This is a genomic window from Brevibacterium sp. CFH 10365 (genome assembly GCF_009299785.1).
Classification (GTDB): Bacteria; Actinomycetota; Actinomycetes; order Actinomycetales; family Brevibacteriaceae; genus Brevibacterium; species Brevibacterium limosum.
The window spans coordinates 18,645-38,285 of the sequence record NZ_VIGO01000013.1 but is presented as its reverse complement, the minus strand read 5'-3'; the positions used below and the strand labels follow the sequence as shown (position 1 = coordinate 38,285).

Below are 19,641 nucleotides of genomic sequence, written 5' to 3'. Positions count from 1 at the left end.
AGGCCGCCGTCACACGCAACGGCGGGCATGCGTGCGATCAGCCCTTCGATGGCCACCCGTTGGGTTTGCAGCCCTGCAGACCCTTCGTCTGCTGCTGCATGAGTGGGGCGGTCTGGCCCGGGCCGGGGCAGGATTCGTGGCCGTGGCCCAGCGCGTGACCGACCTCGTGGTTGATGAGGTACTGCCTGTACTGGACGATGTCGTCGAATTCGTCCGTGGCAGAAACCCAGCGTTTGGCGTTGAGGATGACGTTGGGCCCGTTGCGGCACGAGAGCTTGCCCAGAGTACGCAGGGGCAGACACATCTCGTCGACGGTGTCGGGGCTGGCGATGGAGATCATCGTGTCCTGGCCCTCGTCGACGAGCTCGATGGAGACGTCGTCGATGCCCTGCCAGCCGCGCTCGTCCTGCAGGGTCTTGATGATGAAGTCCCCTGCCTGGTCGACGTCGATGGGCAGGTTGTCTTCGACGCGGAGTGCGACCTTGAAGGTTGTGCCGTCGTCACGGTTGGGCCCGGCCTCCTCTTTCGGCCGGTCCCATTTCCCGCTGCCGTGCGTGTCGATATCGGCTTCGCTGACTCCTGCCGCGCCGGCGTCGTCGACGCTCGCGGTCTCGGTGGGCGTGGGCGACTCCGTCGGTTCGCCGCTCGGCTTATCACCTGCTTCACCGCTCGGGTCAGGCGATGCGACCTGTGTTTCGGCCGCCTGCGGAGTCGGTCGGGTCTCGTCTTCGGCTGCGGGTGCGCAGGCGCTCAGCCCGATGAGCAGCGAGGCAGCGGCAAGGGAGGTCAGGGCGCGGAGGCGTGGGCGGGAGGCGATGCGGGTTCGACTGAGCACGCCTGCGAGTCTAGCCGCAGCACGCGGCGCTGCGGCGGGTGAACTGCCGGTTTTCGGTGATGTCAGAACTCGAGGACGCCGCCGGGGCCGCGCAGACGCGCCCGCAGGCGGCAGTCGGGCCCTTCGACCACCGTGGTGTCACCGGCGCCGAGCTCCTCGAGCACCTGCCGCGCCGCCTCGGGCTCCGGGGATTCCACGCGGAATTCGAGCAGCTCGAGGGTGGGCAGGCCCGCCTCGGCGGGGTGGACGGATTCGCCCCAGTCGATGAGGAACGGCTGCGCACCCTCGTGCGGCAGCGGGGAGCGCGTGGTCAGTCGCCATTCGAGGCGGTCCCCCTCGGCGGTGTCGCGGGCCATGTCCTGGACTTCACCGAAGTCGATCCCGGCGGTGTTCGCGGCCGCGATCTTCGCGAGGAACGCTGGCGGGTGGATGGCCCAGGTCTGCAGGGTCGGCTCTGTGGCCAGATGTGCGTCGAGCGGCAGGGTGCCGTCGACGGTCGGCTCCTGTTGCGGGTCGGGGCCGAGGATCTCAAGGTAGGTGTGCGCTCCCTCCGGCCAGCCCGCAGGGGCGAGTCCGAGGAGGAAGTTCGCCGTCCCCCGCCCCGGGTGTGAGCCGCCGGGAACTGCGCGCAGCCCCGTGGCCGCCTCCACGGCAGCGACCCCGGCCTCGAGGTCGGGCACCGTGATGATGAGGTGGTCGAGTTCAGCGGGAATGGTGTTCAGAGCGTCCATGATCCACCCGGACCTTTCGAAATCAGCGTGTAGGCCTTCAGTCTCCCCCTCTTCGGCATCGAGGGCAATGATGTCGAGGGCGCAGCCGAAGAAGTCGAGGACCGCGCCGAGGTGGACGCGCGGTTCCCGTGACCCGGCAGCAGCCGTGACGGGTTCACATCACCGTCCGCCGACTTTACCCCGAGTCGAGCCTCTGATTGCTCAACACACTCTTGAAGATCAGGAACGGCGATGACCAGATGTTCGAAGTTCGAATTGCTCAACATGTCTCAATATTAAGCCCCGGATTGACGGCGATTACACGGATGCGCTTAACTCGAGGCATGCACATCCACTTCGGGCTCCGCGCCGGACACTGCCTCTGCCTGCCTTCAATGACACCCGCAATGTCCGCATATTGTTGAACTATCCTGCTCAGTTCTCTCAGTTCCATCCCACTTGCCCGAAGGACGTCTTCAATGACGGATCACCGTCTCTCCACCCACGCGCGTCTGACTCAGCGCCACCTCAACCGCCGCTCGGCTCTCAGCCTCGGTCTCGGTTTCGGCACTCTGCTCACCCTCAGCGCCTGCACTCCGCACGACTCCGGCTCCCTGGCTGAGAGCGAACCCGTACGCGGTGGGGTGCTCACTTACTTCGAACCCCAGACCTGGACTCTGCTCTACCCGCCGTCGGTCGGTTTCTACCCCAACGGCGGAATCATGAACAACATCTCCGCGAGGCTGCTGTGGCAGGATCCGGAGACCCTCGAGCTGCATCCCTGGCTGGCCACCGAACTGCCGGAGACGAATGCCGACGCGACGGCCTATACGTTCACCATCCGTGAGGGCGTGACCTACTCGGACGGTTCGCCGCTGACCCCGGCGAACGTCGCGAAGAACTTCGACCTCTTCGGTCGCGGCGACGAAGCACGCACGCTGCCGGTGTCCGAGCAGATCTCGAACTATGAACGCAGCGAAGTCCTCGACGAGCATCGGGTGCGGTTCCACTTCTCGGCACCCTCCCCCGGTTTCGCCCAGGCGACGTCGACGATGAACGCCGGACTGCTCGCCGATTCCACCCTCGCACTCGACGCCGACGGATTCGGCCCGGGCGGAGCCACGCAGATCCACACCTGCGGGCCCTTCCACATCACCGCCGAGACCATCGGCACGAAGCTCTCCGTCCGTGTCCGCGAAGACTACGACTGGGCACCCCCGCACCTGAAGCATCAGGGGCGTGCCCACCTCGACGGCATCGACTTTCTGACCAACAACGAATACTCCGTCCGCATCGGTGCCGTGCTCTCGGGACAGGCCGACGGCGTCCGCGACGTCCAGGCCCCCGATGAGTCCCGCGTGACCGAACAGGGGCTGCGCCTCTATGCGAAGGCGACGAACGGAATCAACAACAGCATCAACTTCCGGTTCCGCCACGACCTGCTGGCCGATATCGACGTCCGTCGGGCACTGATCGCCGCCATCGACCGACAGGAGATCGTCGACAAGCTCTTCACCCCGAACTACCCGCTGGCCACGGGCCTGCTGGCCAAGGGCGCAATGGGCTACACCGATCAGTCGGGTTCCTGGGAGTTCGACCCGGACAGGGCCGACCGCCTCCTCGACAAGGCCGGGTGGAGCGAACGCAACGGACAGGGCTACCGCATCAAGGACGGGCAGCCGCTGGCTCTGACGGTGAATATCGCACTGCCGCAGCCGCGGTCGAACGAAGTGCAGACCCTCATCCAACAGCAGCTGCGCCGAGTCGGTGTGCGCCTGTCGATCAACCCCGGGGACCAATCGAAGCAGACTCTCGACGCTCTCGAACTCGACACCGTGCAGATCTACCATTCGATGGTCGCCCGCGCCGATTTCGACAATCTGCGCTCGAACTACTCCTCGGTCAACCGCGACGTCTTCCTCAACGGAGTCGACCGCACGGACGCCGAGGACGATTCGGTCGATGCGAAGATCGACGAACTCCTCGAAGAGTTGGCATCCGAACCGGATCATAAGCAACGACAGCAGGCCGCCGAGGCGGTCCAGAACCACCTCGTCGACCAGGCCTATGTGCTGCCGTTCTTCGAAGAGCCTCAGGTCTTCGCATTCCGCCGCCGTGTCCACGGCTTCACCACCGAACCCGTCGGACGTCCCGATTTCTACAGCACCTGGCTGGCAGGAGAGAAATGATCCTCGACACCCGCTACCTCATCCTCCGCCTGGGCCAAGCGGTCCTGGTGCTGCTGCTCGCGTTCACCGCGGCGTTCATCCTGCTCAGCCTCATCCCCGGCGACGGAGTCACCGCCCGCTTCGCCGACCCCGCACTGGGCCTGTCCCCCGACCAGATCGCCGAGATCCGTGAGGCCACCGGCGCCGACGACTCCTGGTTCGGCAAATACCTCACCAGCATCACCGGTTTCCTCACCGGGGACTTCGGCTATTCGGTCCAGACCGGTGCAGCCGTGTCGACGATCATCGCGGCGGCTCTGCCGTCGACAGCGGTGCTCGCGGCCTCCGGGTTCGTCACCGCCCTCGTCCTCGCCGTCGTCATCGCCGTCTTCGCGACCTTCGGCCCGGCCACCGGTCCGGGCGCACGAATCCGTCGGATCCTCGACTCGGTGCCCAGCCTCTTCATCTCCATCCCCGTGTTCTGGCTCGGAATCCTGCTCATCCAGGTCTTCTCCTTCCAGCTCGGTCTCGTCTCCGTCGTCGACCCCGGCCCCGCCGAGGCGCTCGTACTGCCGACCCTGACCGTGGCGGTTCCGCTCTCGGCCCCGATCGCTCAGGTGCTCATCCGTTCCATCACGGAGGTGCAGGCCTCCGGATTCGTCAAGGTCACCACCGCAAAGGGCGCCTCCGAACTGTGGATCCTCGTCCACACCGTCGCCCGCAACGCGGTGCTGCCGGGACTGACGATCATCGGACTCGTCTTCGGTGAGCTCGTCGCCGGGGCCGTGGTCACCGAGACCGTGTTCGGCCGCAACGGCATCGGACTCATCACCGCTCAAGCGGTGACCCACCGGGACAATCCGATCCTGCTCGCCGTCGTGGTCATCGCCACCTTCGGCTACGTCATCATCAATCTGGCAGTCGACCTCCTCTACCCCGTCATCGACGTGCGACTGCGCACCAAACGCAGCGCCGCCTCGGCGGGCAGATCCCTGCGCAGCCACGACGAACCCACACGTCGGGCGCTGACGGCGACCGCCGCCAGCGTCGGCGTCGACCTCGACTGGGACGACGAGACGAAGGAGAAGGACTCATGAGCATCGCCGACGTCTTCACCCGCAGCCAGGGCACGAGCCCGAAGCGCACACGCGCACGCGGCGGTCGGGCACGCGCCGCGCTCACCCCGGCCACCATCGCCTCAGGACTGGTGCTGCTCATCGCCATCGCCTGGGCGCTGGTCCCCGGCCTCTTCACCCATTTCGACCCCAATGACGGAGGAGACACGACCGCCCTGCTGGCACCGAGCCTCGAGCATTGGTTCGGCACCGACCAGACCGGTCGGGACGCCTTCACCCGCGTCGTCTACGGCGCCTCCCAGTCCCTGCTCGCCGCGCTCGTGGCCGTCGGGGTCGGGCTGGTCGTCGGCACCGCGATCGGGCTCATCGCAGGCACCAGGCGCGGGCTCGTCGACGATGTGCTCATGCGATTGATCGACGTGCTGCTGTCCATTCCCGCGATCCTGCTCAGCCTCTCGATCGTCGTCGTCCTCGGCTTCGGCACGATCAATGCGGCCATCGCCGTCGGAGTCACCGCCATCGCCCAGTTCGCCCGTCTCGCCCGGTCGCAGGCGGTGCAGATCAACACGAGCGACTTCGTGGCCGCAGCCTACGGCTCCGGCGGCACCTTCTTCTCCGTCCTCATCCGCCACATCCTCCCGAACTCGATCTCTCCCGTGCTGTCCCTGGCGGTGCTCCAGGTCGGTTCGGCGATCCTCCAGATCTCCACGCTCGGATTCCTCGGCTACGGCACCCCGCCGCCGACCCCCGAATGGGGTCTCATCATCGCCGAGGGCCGCAACTTCGTCGCCACCGCATGGTGGCTGACCGTGCTGCCCGGCCTCGTGGTCATGGCCATCGTGCTCGCCACCCACCAGATCGGCAACACCCTGCGAAAGGTGACATCATGACCGACGCCTCACTGCTGCGCATCGACGGTCTCTCCGTCGAATACACCCACCGAGGCGGCCCGACGGCACCCGCCGTGAGCGAACTCGACCTCGTGGTCCGCCCCGGTTCGATGACCGCAGTGGTCGGCGAATCCGGATCGGGAAAGTCGACGACGGCGAACGCCGTCATCGGGCTCCTCCCACCTGCGGCGCAGGTCGCGGCCGGGCGGATCCGCCTCGGCGATCTCGATCTGCTGGCCCTGGGCACCTCCGGTTGGCGCGGTGTGCGCGGTTCCCAGATCGGCTATGTCCCACAGGATCCCGGGTCATCTCTCAATCCGCTGCAGACCGTGGGCAGATCCGTCGCCGAGGCGCTGCACATCCACCGCCGGGCGAACCGGGCCGAGGCCCGCGCCCAGGTCATCGAACTGCTGGCCCGGGTCGGAATCGATCAGCCGGAGAAGCGGGCCGACCAGTTCCCGCACGAGCTCTCGGGCGGGTTGCGGCAGCGTGTGCTCATCGCCGCTGCCATCGCGCTGCGCCCGCGCCTGCTCATCGCCGACGAACCCACCTCCGCGCTCGACGTCACCGTGCAGAAGCAGGTCCTCGACCTCCTCGACGAACTGCGCGCCGAGACCGGGATGGGCATCCTCTTCATCACCCATGATCTGGCGGTCGCCGGCGAGCGCGCCGACGAGGTCGTGGTCATGCAGGGCGGACGCATCGTCGAATCGGGTCGGGCCGGTCGGGTCTTCTCGGACCCGGCCACCGCGTACACCTCCCGCCTCGTCTCCGACGCCCCCGCACTGCAGACGAAGGCTCGTCCTCCCCGCGCCGAGGCGGCCGGGCAGTCCGCGCGTCCGTTCGTCTCCGTCGAATCACTCACCCACATCTTCGACCGAGCCGGTGATCAGATCACCGGTGTCCACGGCGTGGACTTCACGGTGGCACGCGGGGCCACGCACGGTCTCGTCGGCGAATCGGGTTCGGGCAAGACGACCACGGGCAAGGCGCTGACCGGGTTCCTCACACCGCAGTCCGGACATGTGCGCATCGGTGACTTCGACGCCGCCGAGCTCGGACGCGGTCGTCCCTCACGGCAGCGGCTGCGGGAGTTCCGTCGCACCGTCCAGCTCGTACATCAGAACCCGTTCTCCGCGCTCGATCCCAAGCACTCGGTCCGCTCGACCCTGACCGAGCCTCTGCGCAACTTCCGCCTCGGCGACCGTGCTTCCCGGCCAGGTCTCGTCGCCGAAGCGATGGATCGGGTGGCGCTGCCGAACGACTTCCTCGACCGGCGTCCGGCAGAGCTCTCCGGCGGCCAGCTGCAGCGGGTCGCGATCGCTCGCGCCCTCATCGTCGAGCCCGAACTGGTCGTCTTCGACGAAGCGGTCTCCGCCCTCGACGTGACCGTGCAGGCGCAGATCCTGACCCTGCTCGACCGGCTGCAGAGGGAGCTCGGTCTGACCTACGTCTTCATCACCCATGACCTCGCCGTCGTCCGTCAGATCGCTGATACGGTATCCGTGATGTCGCACGGGCATCTCGTCGACGACGGTGCGACCGAAGAGATCTTCACCCGCCCGCGCTCGGCCTATACACGCACTCTGCTCGAGGCGATCCCACGTCCCGCGACGCTGTCGACGGATGCAGCGCCTGCACACATTCGACCGGCAACCCCGACCCTGCTCACCGCAGCAGCAGAAAGCTGAGAACCATGACCCCTCAACCCACCGACACCCAGGCGACCGGCACTGCCACGACCGAGCCGAAGCTCGGATTCTTCACCCGCCTGCTCGAGGACGCCCCAGCCGCGCAGCGCTACCGCTTCGCCCTCGAACAGATCGAGACGGCCGAGGACTTCGGCTTCCATTCCGCATGGGTCGCCCAACACCACTTCTCCGCGGCAGAGGGCGGGCTGCCGTCCCCGCTCGTCTTCCTCTCCCACGCCGCTGCACGCACCAGTCGCATCTCGCTGGGCACGGCGATCATCACCCTGCCGATGGAGAATGCGGTGCGCGTGGCCGAAGACGCCGCCGTCGTCGACGAGCTCGCCGCCGGGCGCCTCGAGATCGGCCTGGGCTCAGGTGGGAATCCGAAGTCCTTCCCGGCCTTCGGCACAAGCTTCGCTGACCGCCGCGAGGCCTTCGCCGAGAACCTCACGACCCTGCGCACACTGTTCGCCGGCGACCGGCTGCCCACCGACCACCGCCTCTACCCTGCCCCTGGAACGGAGCGTCCGAGCCTTGACCGGCGACTGTGGCAGGCGACCTTCTCCTCGGGCGGAGCCGGTGCGGCCGGCGCTGCCGGGGACGGACTCATGCTCTCGCGGACTCAACCGCGCCCACATGACGATCCGGGGGCTCGCCTCGACGAGGTGCAGCTGCCCGTCATCGACACCTATCTCTCCCAGCTGCCGGTTGGACTCGAACCGCGCATCCTCGCCTCACGCACCGCCGTGGTCGCCGATGCCGCGGATCTGCCGAGGCTGCGCGAGATCACCGAACCCGCGCTGCGGGCCGAGGCCGACCGCCTCGTCGGCTATGACACCTCCGGGCTCAGCCTCAATGAGCTCCTCGTCGCCACCGACACCTACCTCGGCACCCCCGAGCAGGTGAGCGAACGGCTGAGCCATGACCGGGTGCTCGACCAGGCCACGGATGTCAGCTTCCAAGTGCATTCTGTTCCGGCGACGAACGAGACCGCTCTGCGCTCGATCGAACTGCTCGCCACCGAGGTGGCCCCGGCTCTCGGGTTCGCCGTGACCAAGGAGCGGGTGCACTGAGATGGCCGATATCATCAACCTCCTCGCGGGAATCGCGGCGAAGGATCCTCTCGATGCCCTCCGCGATCACCGGGCGCAGGCGAAGGAGAATGCGCAGCGCAGCTTCGAAGCCCTGCTCGAGCCCGCTGATCCGAAAGTTGTGAGCTTCCGGGACCGCTATGCCGTGTCCGCGTTCACCGCCGGCCTCCTCGGTGCCCCCGTCGCCGAGGAGTTCTACCGTGACCTGCTCCGTGACGAGGACGAGGCCGCCTCCTGGACGATCGCCGAAATCCTCGACGACGTGCTGCTCGAACTTGACTCGCTCTCTTCTGTCCGCGGCCCCTACGGCACCTTCGAATCTGCGGCGCTGGCCGATGAGAACGTGACCGGTCCCTGGCTGAGCCTCGGCGAGAAGTCCATCGAGGTGCTCGGTCCGCTGCTGGCCGCCGGCCTCGAGTTCGCGCACATGCTGGTCCTTCATCCGCGCGATGCTCGGCCCGAGCATCTGGCGCTGCTGCTCGCTGCGGGTTGGGACGAGGACGGAATCGTCACCCTCGCCCAGCTCGTCTCGTTCCTCAACTTCCAGATCCGCATCAGCACCGGCCTTGCGGCGTTGGCCCACGCTCCGGCGGCAGCCGGGCCTCCGGCCGCGGACGAGGTTCCGTCGACCGATGACGGTGCGTTCGCCTCGGCACAGGGCTCCCTCGTCTCTTCGAAAGCGGGCGAGGCACTGGAGACGGTGGGCGAGCGGGTGAGCACCTACCCTGATCTGGCTCGTCCCGAACTGTTCCAACAGTCGGGACTCGGGTGGGTGCCCTGGATCGCGCCCGTCGCCGAGTCGGACCTCAGTGATGCGCAGTCAGATGCACTCATCGAGGCAGGACGGGCGAAGAACCCCTACTTCCGGCTGCTCGCAAGAGATCCGGCCGCGCTCAAGGCACGAACCCTGACCGACTTCGACATCTTCTTCAACACAACCGATGGCCTGGGGCGGGCCGAACGCGAACTCGCGGCGACAGCGGCCTCACGCCTCAACGGATGCCTGTTCTGCGCCTCGATCCATTCGCACCGTGCCACCGAGGAGTCGGGACGACGGGACGTGGTCCAGCGCCTTCTCGATGAGCCCATCGGCGCGAAATCCGATCTCGGCGATCCGCTCTGGAATGCCGTTGTCGATGCCTCGGCAGCACTCACCCTGACCCCGCAGGCCTTCGGCCCGCACCATGTCAGCGCGCTGCGCGAGGTCGGCCTTGAGGACGGGGACATCATCGACGTGCTGGGCTGCGCGGCATTCTTCAACTGGGCGAACCGGCTGATGCTCTCCCTGGGCGAGCCTGAGGTGCTGAACGCCGGGAAGTGAGCCTGACGACGACGTCGTCGATGCGGTTGGGGCGACCACCGGGCCCGATCACGGACCGATGCGACTCCTCGGCGGTGACGATCTCCCACTCGCTGGGATCGAAACGACTCGTGATTGCGGCGGCCGTGGCGGTGGCCTCGCTCGGCGGGTGGGTGTCCCCGGCTGAACTGTGCTGGTGGAGGTGACCGACGATGAGCAGGGTTCCTTCCGGCGCGACCCAGGAGGCGAGGCGGTCGTAGAACTCCAGCTGCGGTATGGCGGGATGCGCGTAATGCGTGGTCACCAGGTCATACTGCGTCTCGGGTTCCCAGACAGAGAGGTCCGCCCGGATCCAGCGCACGTCGCCGACGACCCCGGCTGCAGCAGCTCGGTCCGCTGCATAATCCAGTGCCGCGTCGGCGACGTCTGCCCCAGTCACGTCCCACCCGTTGGCCGCCAACCAGATCGCTTCGGCACCCGCTCCGCAGCCCGCATCGAGGGCAGTTCCGGGGCGGAGTCCGCCGATCTCCCGGACGAGATGGGGATTCGGTTCCCCGGAATCCATCCGCTGGCCGCGTTCGCCCGTCCACAGCTGGTCCCAGTACTTTCTGTCGAATGAGTGTGTCATCACGCGACCGCCCCATCGTTGTCGCGGTCCAGCTCCGCGGCTGCCCGGTCAAGATCTTTGAAGATGAGATCCGTGTTGATGTGCTGTGCCGCGAGTGCTCCAGCGGCTACCGCACCGCTGACCTGCGCGCCGATGTCAGTGGCGTTGCCGGCGACCCAGACGCCCGGCGCGGAGGTCTGACCGAAGGAGTCGGTCTCGATGAAGGCTCCCGCTGGATGTTCGGTGGGCTCAAGGCCGATTCCTGCGAAGAGCTCGGCCCGGGCCACCATCGGCGTGGCCACGACAGCAGCGTCGATCTCAACGACCCGCCCGGTGCTCAGTCGCACCCCGGTGAGCCGATCATCGACGATCTCCAGGCTCTCGATTCCCCCGTCGACCACGGGGATGTCAAGGGCTCGAAGCTTGATCCGCTCGTCTTCGCTGAGCTCATGGTCGCCGGTGAACAGCATCACCTGGGAGCTCCACTGACGGAACAGAAAGGCCTTGTGGACGGCCATCGGGTTGGTGACCAATACGCCGATGCGGCTGTCGCGCACTTCCCATCCGTGGCAGTACGGGCAGTGGAGGACTCCGCGTCCCCACTGTTCGCGTACGCCGGGGATCTCGGGAAGCTCATCGACGAGACCGGTTGCGACGAGCAGTCGTCTGCTTTCGATGGAATCGCCGCTGCGCAGGCTGACCGTGAAGCCCTCTGCGCTGCGGGTGACCTCGACAGCCTCGTCATCGACGATCTCACCGCCGTAGCCGAGCACCTCGTCCCGTCCTCGGGTCCTGAGCTCGCTGGGGCTGATGCCTTCAAGACCGAGGAGCCCGTGCACTCCGTCTGCGGGCGCGTTGCGCGGCTGCCCCGCGTCGACCACCGTCACCGTACGGCGGGCACGAGTCAATGTCAGTGCGGCGCTGAGGCCAGCCGCCCCCGCTCCGATGATGATGACGTCTCTGATTCCGCTCTTCGGTCCTGCCATGTCGTTGTCCTCTCGGCGAATTCGGAACTGCCGCTCTGGCGTTCCGCTGATTCGATGATGATGACAATCGGTCTCAATTGCAAACACCTTTTCCAAATGGCAAACTGGAGAGTATGGACGATCTCATGAACCGCACCCTCGATGCCGTCGGACCTCGGCTGAAGCATCTGCGTTAGCGCCGCGACATCACGCTGAGCGACCTCGCCGAGGAGACCGGCATCTCGATCAGCACTCTGTCACGACTCGAAGCCGGTCGCCGGCGTCCCACACTTGAACAGCTCCTCCCCCTGGCGCGCGCATTCGGGGCCACCTTGGACGAGCTCGTCGACGCACCCGCGACCGGGGATCCTCGCGTCAACCTTCGCCCGCTCCCAACCCGGGATGGTCGGACCGTCCTCCCGCTGACCCGGCGCGCCGGAGGCATTCAGGCGTACAAGTTCGTCCTTCCCGCAGGTGCTGACGACGCTGAACCCGATCTGCGCACCCATGAGGGCTACGACTGGGCATTCGTCCTCAACGGCAGACTGCGGCTCGTCCTCGGCGAGCACGACCTCATCCTCGAGCCGGGGGAAGCCGCCGAGTTCGACACCCGCACCCCGCACTGGTTCGGGGCCACCAGTTCAGGGCCGGTCGAGTTCCTCAGCCTCATTGGGAAGCAAGGAGAACGTGCCCACCTCAGAGCAGCCCCGAAACGCTCCGGCTCCGAGTAGCATCGGTCCCGGCAGCGCGGGTGCTTCAGGCGACGTCCATGAGCGTCGAGCGGATGATGAAGCGGTTTCCCGTCGGTGATTCGACGCTGAAGCCGCTCCCCCGTCCCGGCACCACATCGATCGTCAGATGCGTGTGCTTCCAGTATTCGAACTGCTCGACCGACATCCAGAAGTCCAGTCCGGCCTTCTCGGCATCGTCGATGGGCAGTTCGAAGTGTCCGAGCAGCACATCGGCTTCCGAGGTGAGGAAGTCGCCTTCGGGGAAGCACATGGGCGACGAGCCGTCACAGCAACCGCCGGACTGGTGGAACATGAGCTGTCCGTGTTTGTCGACGAGGCCGGCAAGCAGGTCGATGGCGGCCTGAGTCATCGCCACCCGCGATTTCTCTTCGCCCTCGATCGTCGGTGTCGATTCGAGAGCGGCTGTTTCGGCTGTTTCACTCATCAGAAGAATCCTTGTGCATTTTCGGAGTAGCTGACCAGCAGGTTCTTCGTCTGCTGGTAGTGGTCGAGCATCATCTTGTGGTTCTCACGTCCGATGCCCGAGGATTTGTATCCGCCGAACGCAGCGTGGGCCGGGTAGGCGTGATAGTTGTTCACCCACACACGACCGGCTTGGATGTCGCGCCCGGCCCGGTAGGCGGTGTTGCCGGTGCGGGCCCAGACTCCGGCGCCGAGGCCGTAGAGGGTGTCGTTGGCGGTGGCGATCGCGTCGTCGTAGTCGGAGAACGAGGTCAGCGCCACTACGGGCCCGAAGATCTCCTCCTGGAACACGCGCATCGCGTTCGTGCCCTTGAAGATCGTCGGCTGGATGTAGAACCCACCGGCGAGATCTCCGTCGAGTTCGGCCTTGTCGCCGCCGATGAGCACCTCGGCGCCTTCGTCCTTGCCGATCTTGAGGTAGGACATGATCTTCTCGAACTGATCATTCGAGGCCTGCGCACCGACCTGGGTGTCGGTGTCGAGCGGGTTGCCCTGTTTGATCGACCGGACGCGTTCGACGCCAGCGGCGACGAAGTCGTCGAAGATCGAGTCCTGGACGAGGGCACGCGACGGACAGGTGCAGACCTCGCCCTGATTGAGCGCGAACATCGCAAAGCCTTCAAGCGCTTTGTCACGGAAACTGTCGTCGGCAGCCATGACGTCATCGAAGAAGATGTTCGGCGACTTGCCTCCGAGTTCCAGGGTCACCGGGATGATGTTCTGCGAAGCGTACTGCATGATCAGTCGGCCGGTCGTCGTCTCACCGGTGAACGCGACCTTGCGGATGCGTTTGTTCGACGCCAGCGGTTTGCCGGCTTCGACGCCGAAGCCGTTGATGATGTTGAGGACGCCGGGAGGCAGCAGGTCGCCGATGAGTTCGGCGAGGACGAGGATCGAGGCCGGCGTCTGCTCGGCCGGTTTGAGGACGACGCAGTTGCCGGCGGCGAGCGCCGGGGCGAGCTTCCACGTGGCCATGAGAAGCGGGAAGTTCCAGGGGATGATCTGTCCGACCACGCCGAGCGGCTCGTGGAAATGGTAGGCCACGGTGTCGTCGTCGATCTGTGAGATGCCGCCTTCCTGCGCCCTGATGGCGGACGCGAAGTAGCGGAAGTGGTCGACGGCCAACGGTAGGTCTGCGGCCAGCGGCTCGCGGATTCCCTTGCCGTTGTCCCAGGTTTCGGCGACGGCGAGCATCTCGAGATTGGACTCGATGCGGTCGGCGATCTTCAACAGGACGTTCGAACGTTCGGCGACCGACGTCTTGCCCCAGGCCGGCGCCGCCGCCCAGGCGGCATCGACGGCGGTCTCGACATCGTCAGCGGTGGAGCTGGGAATCTCGGTGAAGGCCTGCCCGGTGACGGGGGTGATGTTCTCGAAGTAGTTGCCGTCCTTCGGCGGCACCCACTCTCCTCCGATGTAATTCTCATAACGGGGCTTGAACGTGACGAGCGCGCCGTCGGTACCGGGTGCTGAGTAGACTGCCATGACACTCCTTCGTGTGAGTCCGTCCGCTCGGATTGTTCTGTCACGTCCGGTGCACTGACCGGTGCTCGCCGAGTCGATGGACAGCGTCCTCTCACCTTAGGCCGGACCGCCCGCAAGGACAATAGGTCGGCGGGTCTCGGCGGGAAGTTCGCCAGAGAGCCGAACGGTACCCTGGATGTGGCGCTTCGCGTCTCAGCAAGAGATGATCGAACCATTTGACGGTAAGGAACCTCTGAACGATATTCGGCGAGCGGCGGCTCGCTCGATGTCAGGGCTGTCGATCGCTTGGACGTGCAGGTGAGGTTCCGTGCTGTTGCCCGAATTCCCGCAGCGGCCGATCTCTTGGCCGATCTGCACCTTCTGGCCCGGTCGAACCTGAGCGCTGCCCCGCTGCAGATGGCACAGAGCCACGATTCCGCCGGAGCTCCTGACCATGACGTGGTTCCCGGCAAGCGCCCACCACCCCTTTGCAGCACGCCTGTGCTGAGTCAGCGCATAGCCGAGCGAGGGCAGACCCCGATAGGCACGATGATCGAGTTCGGAATCGTGGACGGTCATCACGGTGCCATCGGTCGGGGCGAGCACGGGCCGGCCGAAGCCCGTGAAATTCTCCGGAGGTTCGGACCGGAACAGCGATCCGACAGTGAACGCCGCCGAACGCCCCGCGTCGTCGACCGGTACGAAGTCGATGCTGAACGAGGACGCGAACATCGTCGTACCGTGACTCGGTACGCGATCGGCTGGGCTGTTCTGCACCAGCCATCGGCCGGTGAAGGGGAAGTCCAGGTCGAGACCAGCAGCTTCCGTCGGATCCGTCATCGTGCGAGCCCGGTCTGCCGAATGGCAGCGTAGAGAACCATATCCCTGCGCTGTCGTCTCACCCATGCCTTCGCCTCATACTCCGTCGCGCAGCTCGGCAACGACCCCGTCAGAGGCACGTAGGGATCGGTCGAGAGCTCACGCGCCATTGCACTGTCTCGCATTTCCACGGGTCGCAGGCGAAGTCGTCCGCGAACGGGCGAAGTCGCCGGCCACGGCGGAAAGACGGGCCCAGTCATACCAGCGCCTTGACCATGATGAGGCAGGGGGCGCCCTCGCCCCACAGCTCGGTCTCCTCGAGGGGGAGGAAGCCCATCTTTTCGTAGAAGTGTCGCGTCCGCGCATAGTTCGGATCCTCCTTCGACGGTCCGAGAGTCTTCACCTGCAGCAGCTTCGCTCCACGAGCCCGCACACCATCGGTGACGGCTTCGATCATGGCAGTCCCGACTCCCCCGCCGTGGACGCAGCGATCAACGACGGTGAAATGGATCTCGCTGGTCTGCGGGAAATGGTGCGTCACCAACGTGACGCCGACGACTCGTCCGCTGTCGTCGCGCACCGTCCACGTCTCCATGGTGCGTGCGTCGTCGATGTATTCGGCGTTGGATTCGGGCCTGCCGAACCATTCCGGCACGGTCGCGAGCAGTCGTTCCACATCCTCGGGGACCGCATCGTCGCGGTTGGTCGTCCAGCCAGACTCTGTCATGAAGCACATCATAGGTGGGAGGCCGGGCCGCCGACACCCGTTGCTAGACTCGCCACCATGAGCGAACCCGACTCCCCCGTCCTTCGTCTGATCCCCTACCTCGCGGCGATCTCTGCCGCGATCTTCGCGGGGTTGGCCATGGCCGGAACCGGAGAGAGCAACCTGCTTGTCACTCTGGTCGCAGCAGGAGCCGGATACTTCGGCGCATATTACCTCGTCAAGCTCATCATTCACGTCATCGTCACCCGCTTCGGCACCGGCGATCACGACGACCAGAGCTGAGGTTCTCTCCGCCGCCCCTACCTCTTCGCCTGCGCAGGCACGACGACCTTGCGGATGATGATCAGCGCCGAGGCGGCCACCGGCACCGCAACCACCGCACCGAGCACACCGCCCAAGGTTCCACCGGCGATCGCGGCGATGATGACGAGGGCTCCGGGCACGTCGACCGCTGCGTTCATGATCCGCGGGCTGAGCAGATACGCCTCGACCTGCATGTACACGAGGTAGTAGATTCCGGCAGTGATGCCCAGCCCGGGCGAGACCATCAGACACGACGCGGTGATGATGATCGCGCCCGTGATCGGGCCGACCAGAGGGATGAGCGATGCCAGGAACGCCACGAACGCCAACAGCGCAGGCAGCGGGGCACCGATGATGGTCAGGAAGATCGCCGAGCACACGCCGTTGACGACACCCAAGGACACCTGCCCGAGGACGTAACGCCCGATGGAACGGGTGACCTCCTCGGTGACGGATTCGACGGTCGCCCGCGATGAGGCCGCGACCAGGGAGAACATCGCGGACTTGATCGTCGGCATGGACACCGCGAAGTAGATGGTGAGGATGACGACGATGATCACGCCGGTGAGGAAGCTCAAGATCCCCGCTCCGATCGACACGACCCCGCCGCCGAGGGAGAGCACATTCTTCGGATCCGAGGCCCAATCCGCGATATTCGCAAACACCGCATCGACGTCGATCGCGCCGGTGAACTGCTTCTCGAGTTCCGTCACCCACCCGGTCGTCGCGAGGTTCGCCACGATCCCGGGCAGATCCGCGATGAACGTCTGGATCTGACTGATCACGGCCGGGGCGATGAGCAGCGCGACGCCGACGACGATGAGGATGAAGGCCACGACGACGATGAGGACGGCCAGTGACCGCGGCACCTTGCGATCGACGAGCCACTGCACGATCGGCTCGAGACCGAGGGCGAGGAACAGCGCCAAGCCGATATAGATGATCACGGTCGCCACGGACTGCAGCGCCGCCATCACCGCGATCGCCAACCCCACACCCAAGGCCCCGGTGAACCCGAGCCGGAATGCGCTGTTGAGTGTGAGGGACTCGCCTCGCCCAGTGCCCATGGAAACCAGTGTAACCAGCGATCATGCACTGGTCGGCTCACTCACGTTAGGATCGGAGCGAGACCCCAACCGCAGAGAAAGTGAATCGTCGAGAATGAGCGCAGATCCGAACAGCATCGATGTCTGGGAAGCGTTCCTCGACCCGCAGACCGACTATTCGCTGCCCGATTTCGCCGCGGTCACCCCGGCGACGCTGCTGACCGCGGTTCGCACGGCCACCGATTTCGCCCGCGCCGAGGTGGCTGCGATCATCGCAGACGACGCCGAGTCCACGTTCTTCTCCACCACCGTGAGATTCGAATCCGCGTCCGTGCCGATGACCCGCATCGCCTCCGTGGCCGCAGCCATCGAATCGAATCATCTGCGTCCCGAACTCACCGACGCCGTCTCCGAGGTGTGGGAGCTCCTGTCGGCCACCCAGACAGAGATCCTCCTCGACGTCGACCTCTTCCACCGCATCGAACAGGTCTCGGTCGCCGACCTCAACCCCGAGGACAAACGTCAGCACGAGCTCACCATCGAACTCTTCGTGCGGGCGGGAGCCCGCCTCGGCGAGGAGGAACGGGAGCAGATGGCCACGATCGCGGCCGAACTGACCACCCTGGAGAACTCCTTCTCCCGCGCTCTGCAGCTCGATACGCGCGAACTGGCCGTCCACCTCAGCGAGGCCGAGTCCCTGGCGGGGATGAACGACGACCAGATCGCGGCGGCAGCGAATCGAGCGGCCGATCGCGGCGTCGACGGCTATCTGCTGCCGCTGAACAACTTCACCCAGCAGATCGTCCTCGAATCCCTCAGCACGGCACAGACCCGTCGGCACGTGCTCAACAACTCGATGGCGCGCGGATCCCGCGGCGGCGACGGCGACACCCGCACCCAAGTCGCCGACACCACGGCACTGCGTGCGCTCAAGGCGCACCTGCTCGGATATCCCTCCTACTCGTCCTTCGCCATCGACAACCAGACCGCAGGCAACCCCGACGCGGCAGCCGATATCGTCTCCTCCCTCATCAATCCCGCGAACGCCCAACTCGACGAGGAGCTTGCGCAGGTCAAGGAGCGCTACGGTCTCGAGACGGTCGCAGCCGAAGACGTCAAGTACTACCTTGCGAAGTTCCGCGCCGACGAATTCGGCATCGACCCCGACGAGGTGGCCAAGTACTTCGAGTTCGACACCGTCCTCACCGAGGGCGTCTTCCGCGCGGCCACCGGCCTGTACGGAATCACCTTCGCCCCCTACGAAGGGGTCACCGCCTGGCATGAGGACGTCCGCGCCTATGAGGTCACCGACGTCACCGAGCGGCACTTGGGGCTCGTGCTCATCGACCCGTACTCCAGGGATACGAAACGCGGCGGAGCATGGATGGACCAGCTGGTTCCGGCCTCCCGCCTGACCGGGCTGCTGCCGGTCGTCACCCTCTCACTCAATCTCGCCAAGCCCGGCCCGGGTCGGCCCACCCTGCTCAATCCGACCGAACTGACGACGTTCTTCCACGAGTTCGGTCACGTCCTCCACGGGCTCTTCGCGAACTCCACCTACCCGTCGACGGCGGGCACCGCGGTCCCGCGCGACTATGTCGAGTTCCCGTCCCAGCTCAATGAGATGTGGCGCTTCCATCCCCAGGTCCTCCCCCACTTCGCCAAGCATGTCGACACGGGTGAGCCGATGCCGGCCGAACTCGTCGATGCGCTCATCGCCAGCGACAAGTTCGGGCAGGGCTTCGACACGATCGAATACCTCGCCGCGGCCATGCTCGACCTGTCCTGGCATTCGCTCGAGGCCGGGGACCACATCACCGAGGTGCTGTCCTTCGAATCCGAGGTGCTCGCCGCCGCCGGCTTCTCCCCGCTCGTGCCGCCGCGCTACCGGTCGACGTACTTCGGGCACGTCTTCGCCTCCGGCTATGCGGCCGGCTATTACTCCTACCTCTACTCCGAGGTCATCGCCGCCTGGGTCAGCGAATGGTTCGAGGAGCAGGGCGGACTGAACCGGGAAGCCGGAGAGGCCTTCCGCGAGGCCATCCTCGCGCCGGGCTATTCGGTCGACCCGATGGCCGCGATCGAACGCTTCTTCGGCACTCGCCCGGATGTCGCACCGCTGCTGCGCCGCCGCGGTCTCGCCGAACCCGTCACCGAGAAGGATGGCGAGGCCGACGACGCCGAGGCGACCACGGCCGAGTCCGAGCCCGGAGCCGTCTCGGCGAAATGGGACCATCCCAACCACGAGGCGGTCGCCGCCGATCTCACGTCCGCCGGCATCGAACCGCGCATCGAGGTCTTCACCGAGGCGACACCGAATGCTGCGACGGCGGCCGAGGCTTTGGACATCGAGGTCGGGGCGATCGCGAACAGCCTCATCTTCTCCGCGGGCGGCTCCCCGGTGCTCATCATGGCCTCGGGTGCCCACCGGGTCGACACCGCACACGTCGCCGAACTCATCGGCGTCGATTCGCTCGACCGGGCGCCGAAGGAACTCGTGCGGGAGGCGACCGGGCAGGTCATCGGCGGAGTCGCACCGTGCGGTCACCCGAGCCCGATTCCCACCTATGTCGATGTGTCGCTGAAGGATTATCCTGTTCTCTGGGCCGGCGCGGGGACACCGAATTCGATGGTGCCCCTGACGTACGAGCAGCTGCTCACGGTCACCGGAGGAGAGGAAATCACCGTTGTCGCAGAAGAGTCCTGAGGCGGAGCCCGGGCGCTCCGAGGCTGAG

Annotated in this window: 18 protein-coding genes; 9 read left to right on the top strand and 9 right to left on the bottom strand. The window is 66.1% G+C overall.

Going from position 1 to position 19,641, the window contains the following annotated elements; translation table 11 throughout:
* Positions 1-37: 37 nt before the first annotated feature.
* Together FHG09_RS18905 and FHG09_RS18900 are read right to left on the bottom strand one after the other, a co-directional pair.
* Positions 38-835: a DUF3152 domain-containing protein gene (locus FHG09_RS18905; RefSeq protein ID WP_227492880.1), complete on the bottom strand. Its 798-nt coding sequence runs from the start codon at positions 833-835 to the stop codon at positions 38-40.
* Positions 836-897: 62 nt separating this feature from the next.
* A complete protein-coding gene (locus FHG09_RS18900; RefSeq protein ID WP_152349194.1) occupies positions 898-1,566 on the bottom strand; it encodes a VOC family protein in 669 nt (222 codons plus the stop codon).
* A 458-nt stretch (positions 1,567-2,024) separates the two neighbouring features.
* Between FHG09_RS18900 and FHG09_RS18895 the strand changes: the two genes are divergently transcribed.
* The 6 genes from FHG09_RS18895 to FHG09_RS18870 are packed head-to-tail and all read left to right on the top strand — an operon-like array spanning position 2,025 to position 9,782.
* Positions 2,025-3,734 (top strand): TIGR04028 family ABC transporter substrate-binding protein, encoded by a 1,710-nt coding sequence (locus tag FHG09_RS18895; RefSeq protein ID WP_152349193.1) that lies wholly within the window; start codon positions 2,025-2,027, stop codon positions 3,732-3,734.
* Positions 3,731-4,810, top strand: coding sequence for an ABC transporter permease (locus tag FHG09_RS18890; protein ID WP_152349192.1), 1,080 nt, complete (start codon positions 3,731-3,733; stop codon positions 4,808-4,810). Before FHG09_RS18895 ends, FHG09_RS18890 begins: the two co-directional genes overlap by 4 nt.
* The gene (locus FHG09_RS18885; protein WP_152349191.1) at positions 4,807-5,679 is read left to right on the top strand and encodes an ABC transporter permease; all 873 of its coding nucleotides are present in this window, start codon (positions 4,807-4,809) and stop codon (positions 5,677-5,679) included. The genes FHG09_RS18890 and FHG09_RS18885 overlap by 4 nt, the downstream gene beginning before the upstream one ends.
* A complete protein-coding gene (locus FHG09_RS18880; RefSeq protein WP_152349190.1) occupies positions 5,676-7,370 on the top strand; it encodes a dipeptide ABC transporter ATP-binding protein in 1,695 nt (564 codons plus the stop codon). The genes FHG09_RS18885 and FHG09_RS18880 overlap by 4 nt, the downstream gene beginning before the upstream one ends.
* Positions 7,371-7,375: 5 nt before the next feature.
* Positions 7,376-8,443, top strand: coding sequence for a putative FMN-dependent luciferase-like monooxygenase (locus FHG09_RS18875; protein ID WP_152349189.1), 1,068 nt, complete (start codon positions 7,376-7,378; stop codon positions 8,441-8,443).
* Position 8,444: 1 nt separating this feature from the next.
* On the top strand, positions 8,445-9,782 hold the full coding sequence (locus FHG09_RS18870) for an alkylhydroperoxidase domain protein (protein ID WP_152349188.1): 1,338 nt from the start codon (positions 8,445-8,447) through the stop codon (positions 9,780-9,782).
* Here the strand turns inward: FHG09_RS18870 and FHG09_RS18865 are convergent.
* A complete protein-coding gene (locus FHG09_RS18865) occupies positions 9,718-10,389 on the bottom strand; it encodes a class I SAM-dependent methyltransferase (RefSeq protein ID WP_152349187.1) in 672 nt (223 codons plus the stop codon). The genes FHG09_RS18870 and FHG09_RS18865 overlap by 65 nt on opposite strands.
* Positions 10,389-11,354, bottom strand: coding sequence for an NAD(P)/FAD-dependent oxidoreductase (locus FHG09_RS18860; protein ID WP_152349186.1), 966 nt, complete (start codon positions 11,352-11,354; stop codon positions 10,389-10,391). Before FHG09_RS18860 ends, FHG09_RS18865 begins: the two co-directional genes overlap by 1 nt.
* A gap of 185 nt (positions 11,355-11,539) precedes the next feature.
* Between FHG09_RS18860 and FHG09_RS18855 the strand changes: the two genes are divergently transcribed.
* The gene (locus FHG09_RS18855) at positions 11,540-12,064 is read left to right on the top strand and encodes an XRE family transcriptional regulator (protein WP_319803272.1); all 525 of its coding nucleotides are present in this window, start codon (positions 11,540-11,542) and stop codon (positions 12,062-12,064) included.
* Between the two features lie 25 nt (positions 12,065-12,089).
* Here the strand turns inward: FHG09_RS18855 and FHG09_RS18850 are convergent, their stop codons facing one another.
* The 4 genes from FHG09_RS18850 to FHG09_RS18835 form a co-directional block, all read right to left on the bottom strand.
* Entirely contained in the window at positions 12,090-12,509 is a 420-nt protein-coding gene (locus FHG09_RS18850) for a DUF779 domain-containing protein (protein WP_152349185.1), read from the bottom strand.
* Positions 12,509-14,032 (bottom strand): aldehyde dehydrogenase family protein, encoded by a 1,524-nt coding sequence (locus FHG09_RS18845; protein WP_152349184.1) that lies wholly within the window; start codon positions 14,030-14,032, stop codon positions 12,509-12,511. The genes FHG09_RS18850 and FHG09_RS18845 overlap by 1 nt, the downstream gene beginning before the upstream one ends.
* 192 nt (positions 14,033-14,224) lie before the next feature.
* Positions 14,225-14,851: a M23 family metallopeptidase gene (locus FHG09_RS18840; protein ID WP_152349183.1), complete on the bottom strand. Its 627-nt coding sequence runs from the start codon at positions 14,849-14,851 to the stop codon at positions 14,225-14,227.
* Positions 14,852-15,086: 235 nt separating this feature from the next.
* The gene (locus FHG09_RS18835) at positions 15,087-15,557 is read right to left on the bottom strand and encodes a GNAT family N-acetyltransferase (protein WP_152349182.1); all 471 of its coding nucleotides are present in this window, start codon (positions 15,555-15,557) and stop codon (positions 15,087-15,089) included.
* 57 nt (positions 15,558-15,614) lie between these two features.
* On the opposite strand from FHG09_RS18835, the gene FHG09_RS18830 reads away from it, so the two are divergent.
* On the top strand, positions 15,615-15,839 hold the full coding sequence (locus tag FHG09_RS18830) for a hypothetical protein (protein WP_152349181.1): 225 nt from the start codon (positions 15,615-15,617) through the stop codon (positions 15,837-15,839).
* Positions 15,840-15,856: 17 nt separating this feature from the next.
* Here the strand turns inward: FHG09_RS18830 and FHG09_RS18825 are convergent, their stop codons facing one another.
* Complete coding sequence (locus FHG09_RS18825) at positions 15,857-16,927, bottom strand: AI-2E family transporter (protein ID WP_152349180.1); 1,071 nt, start codon at positions 16,925-16,927, stop codon at positions 15,857-15,859.
* 94 nt (positions 16,928-17,021) lie between these two features.
* Between FHG09_RS18825 and FHG09_RS18820 the strand changes: the two genes are divergently transcribed.
* The gene (locus FHG09_RS18820) at positions 17,022-19,613 is read left to right on the top strand and encodes a M3 family metallopeptidase (RefSeq protein ID WP_152349179.1); all 2,592 of its coding nucleotides are present in this window, start codon (positions 17,022-17,024) and stop codon (positions 19,611-19,613) included.
* Positions 19,614-19,641 lie beyond the last annotated feature (28 nt).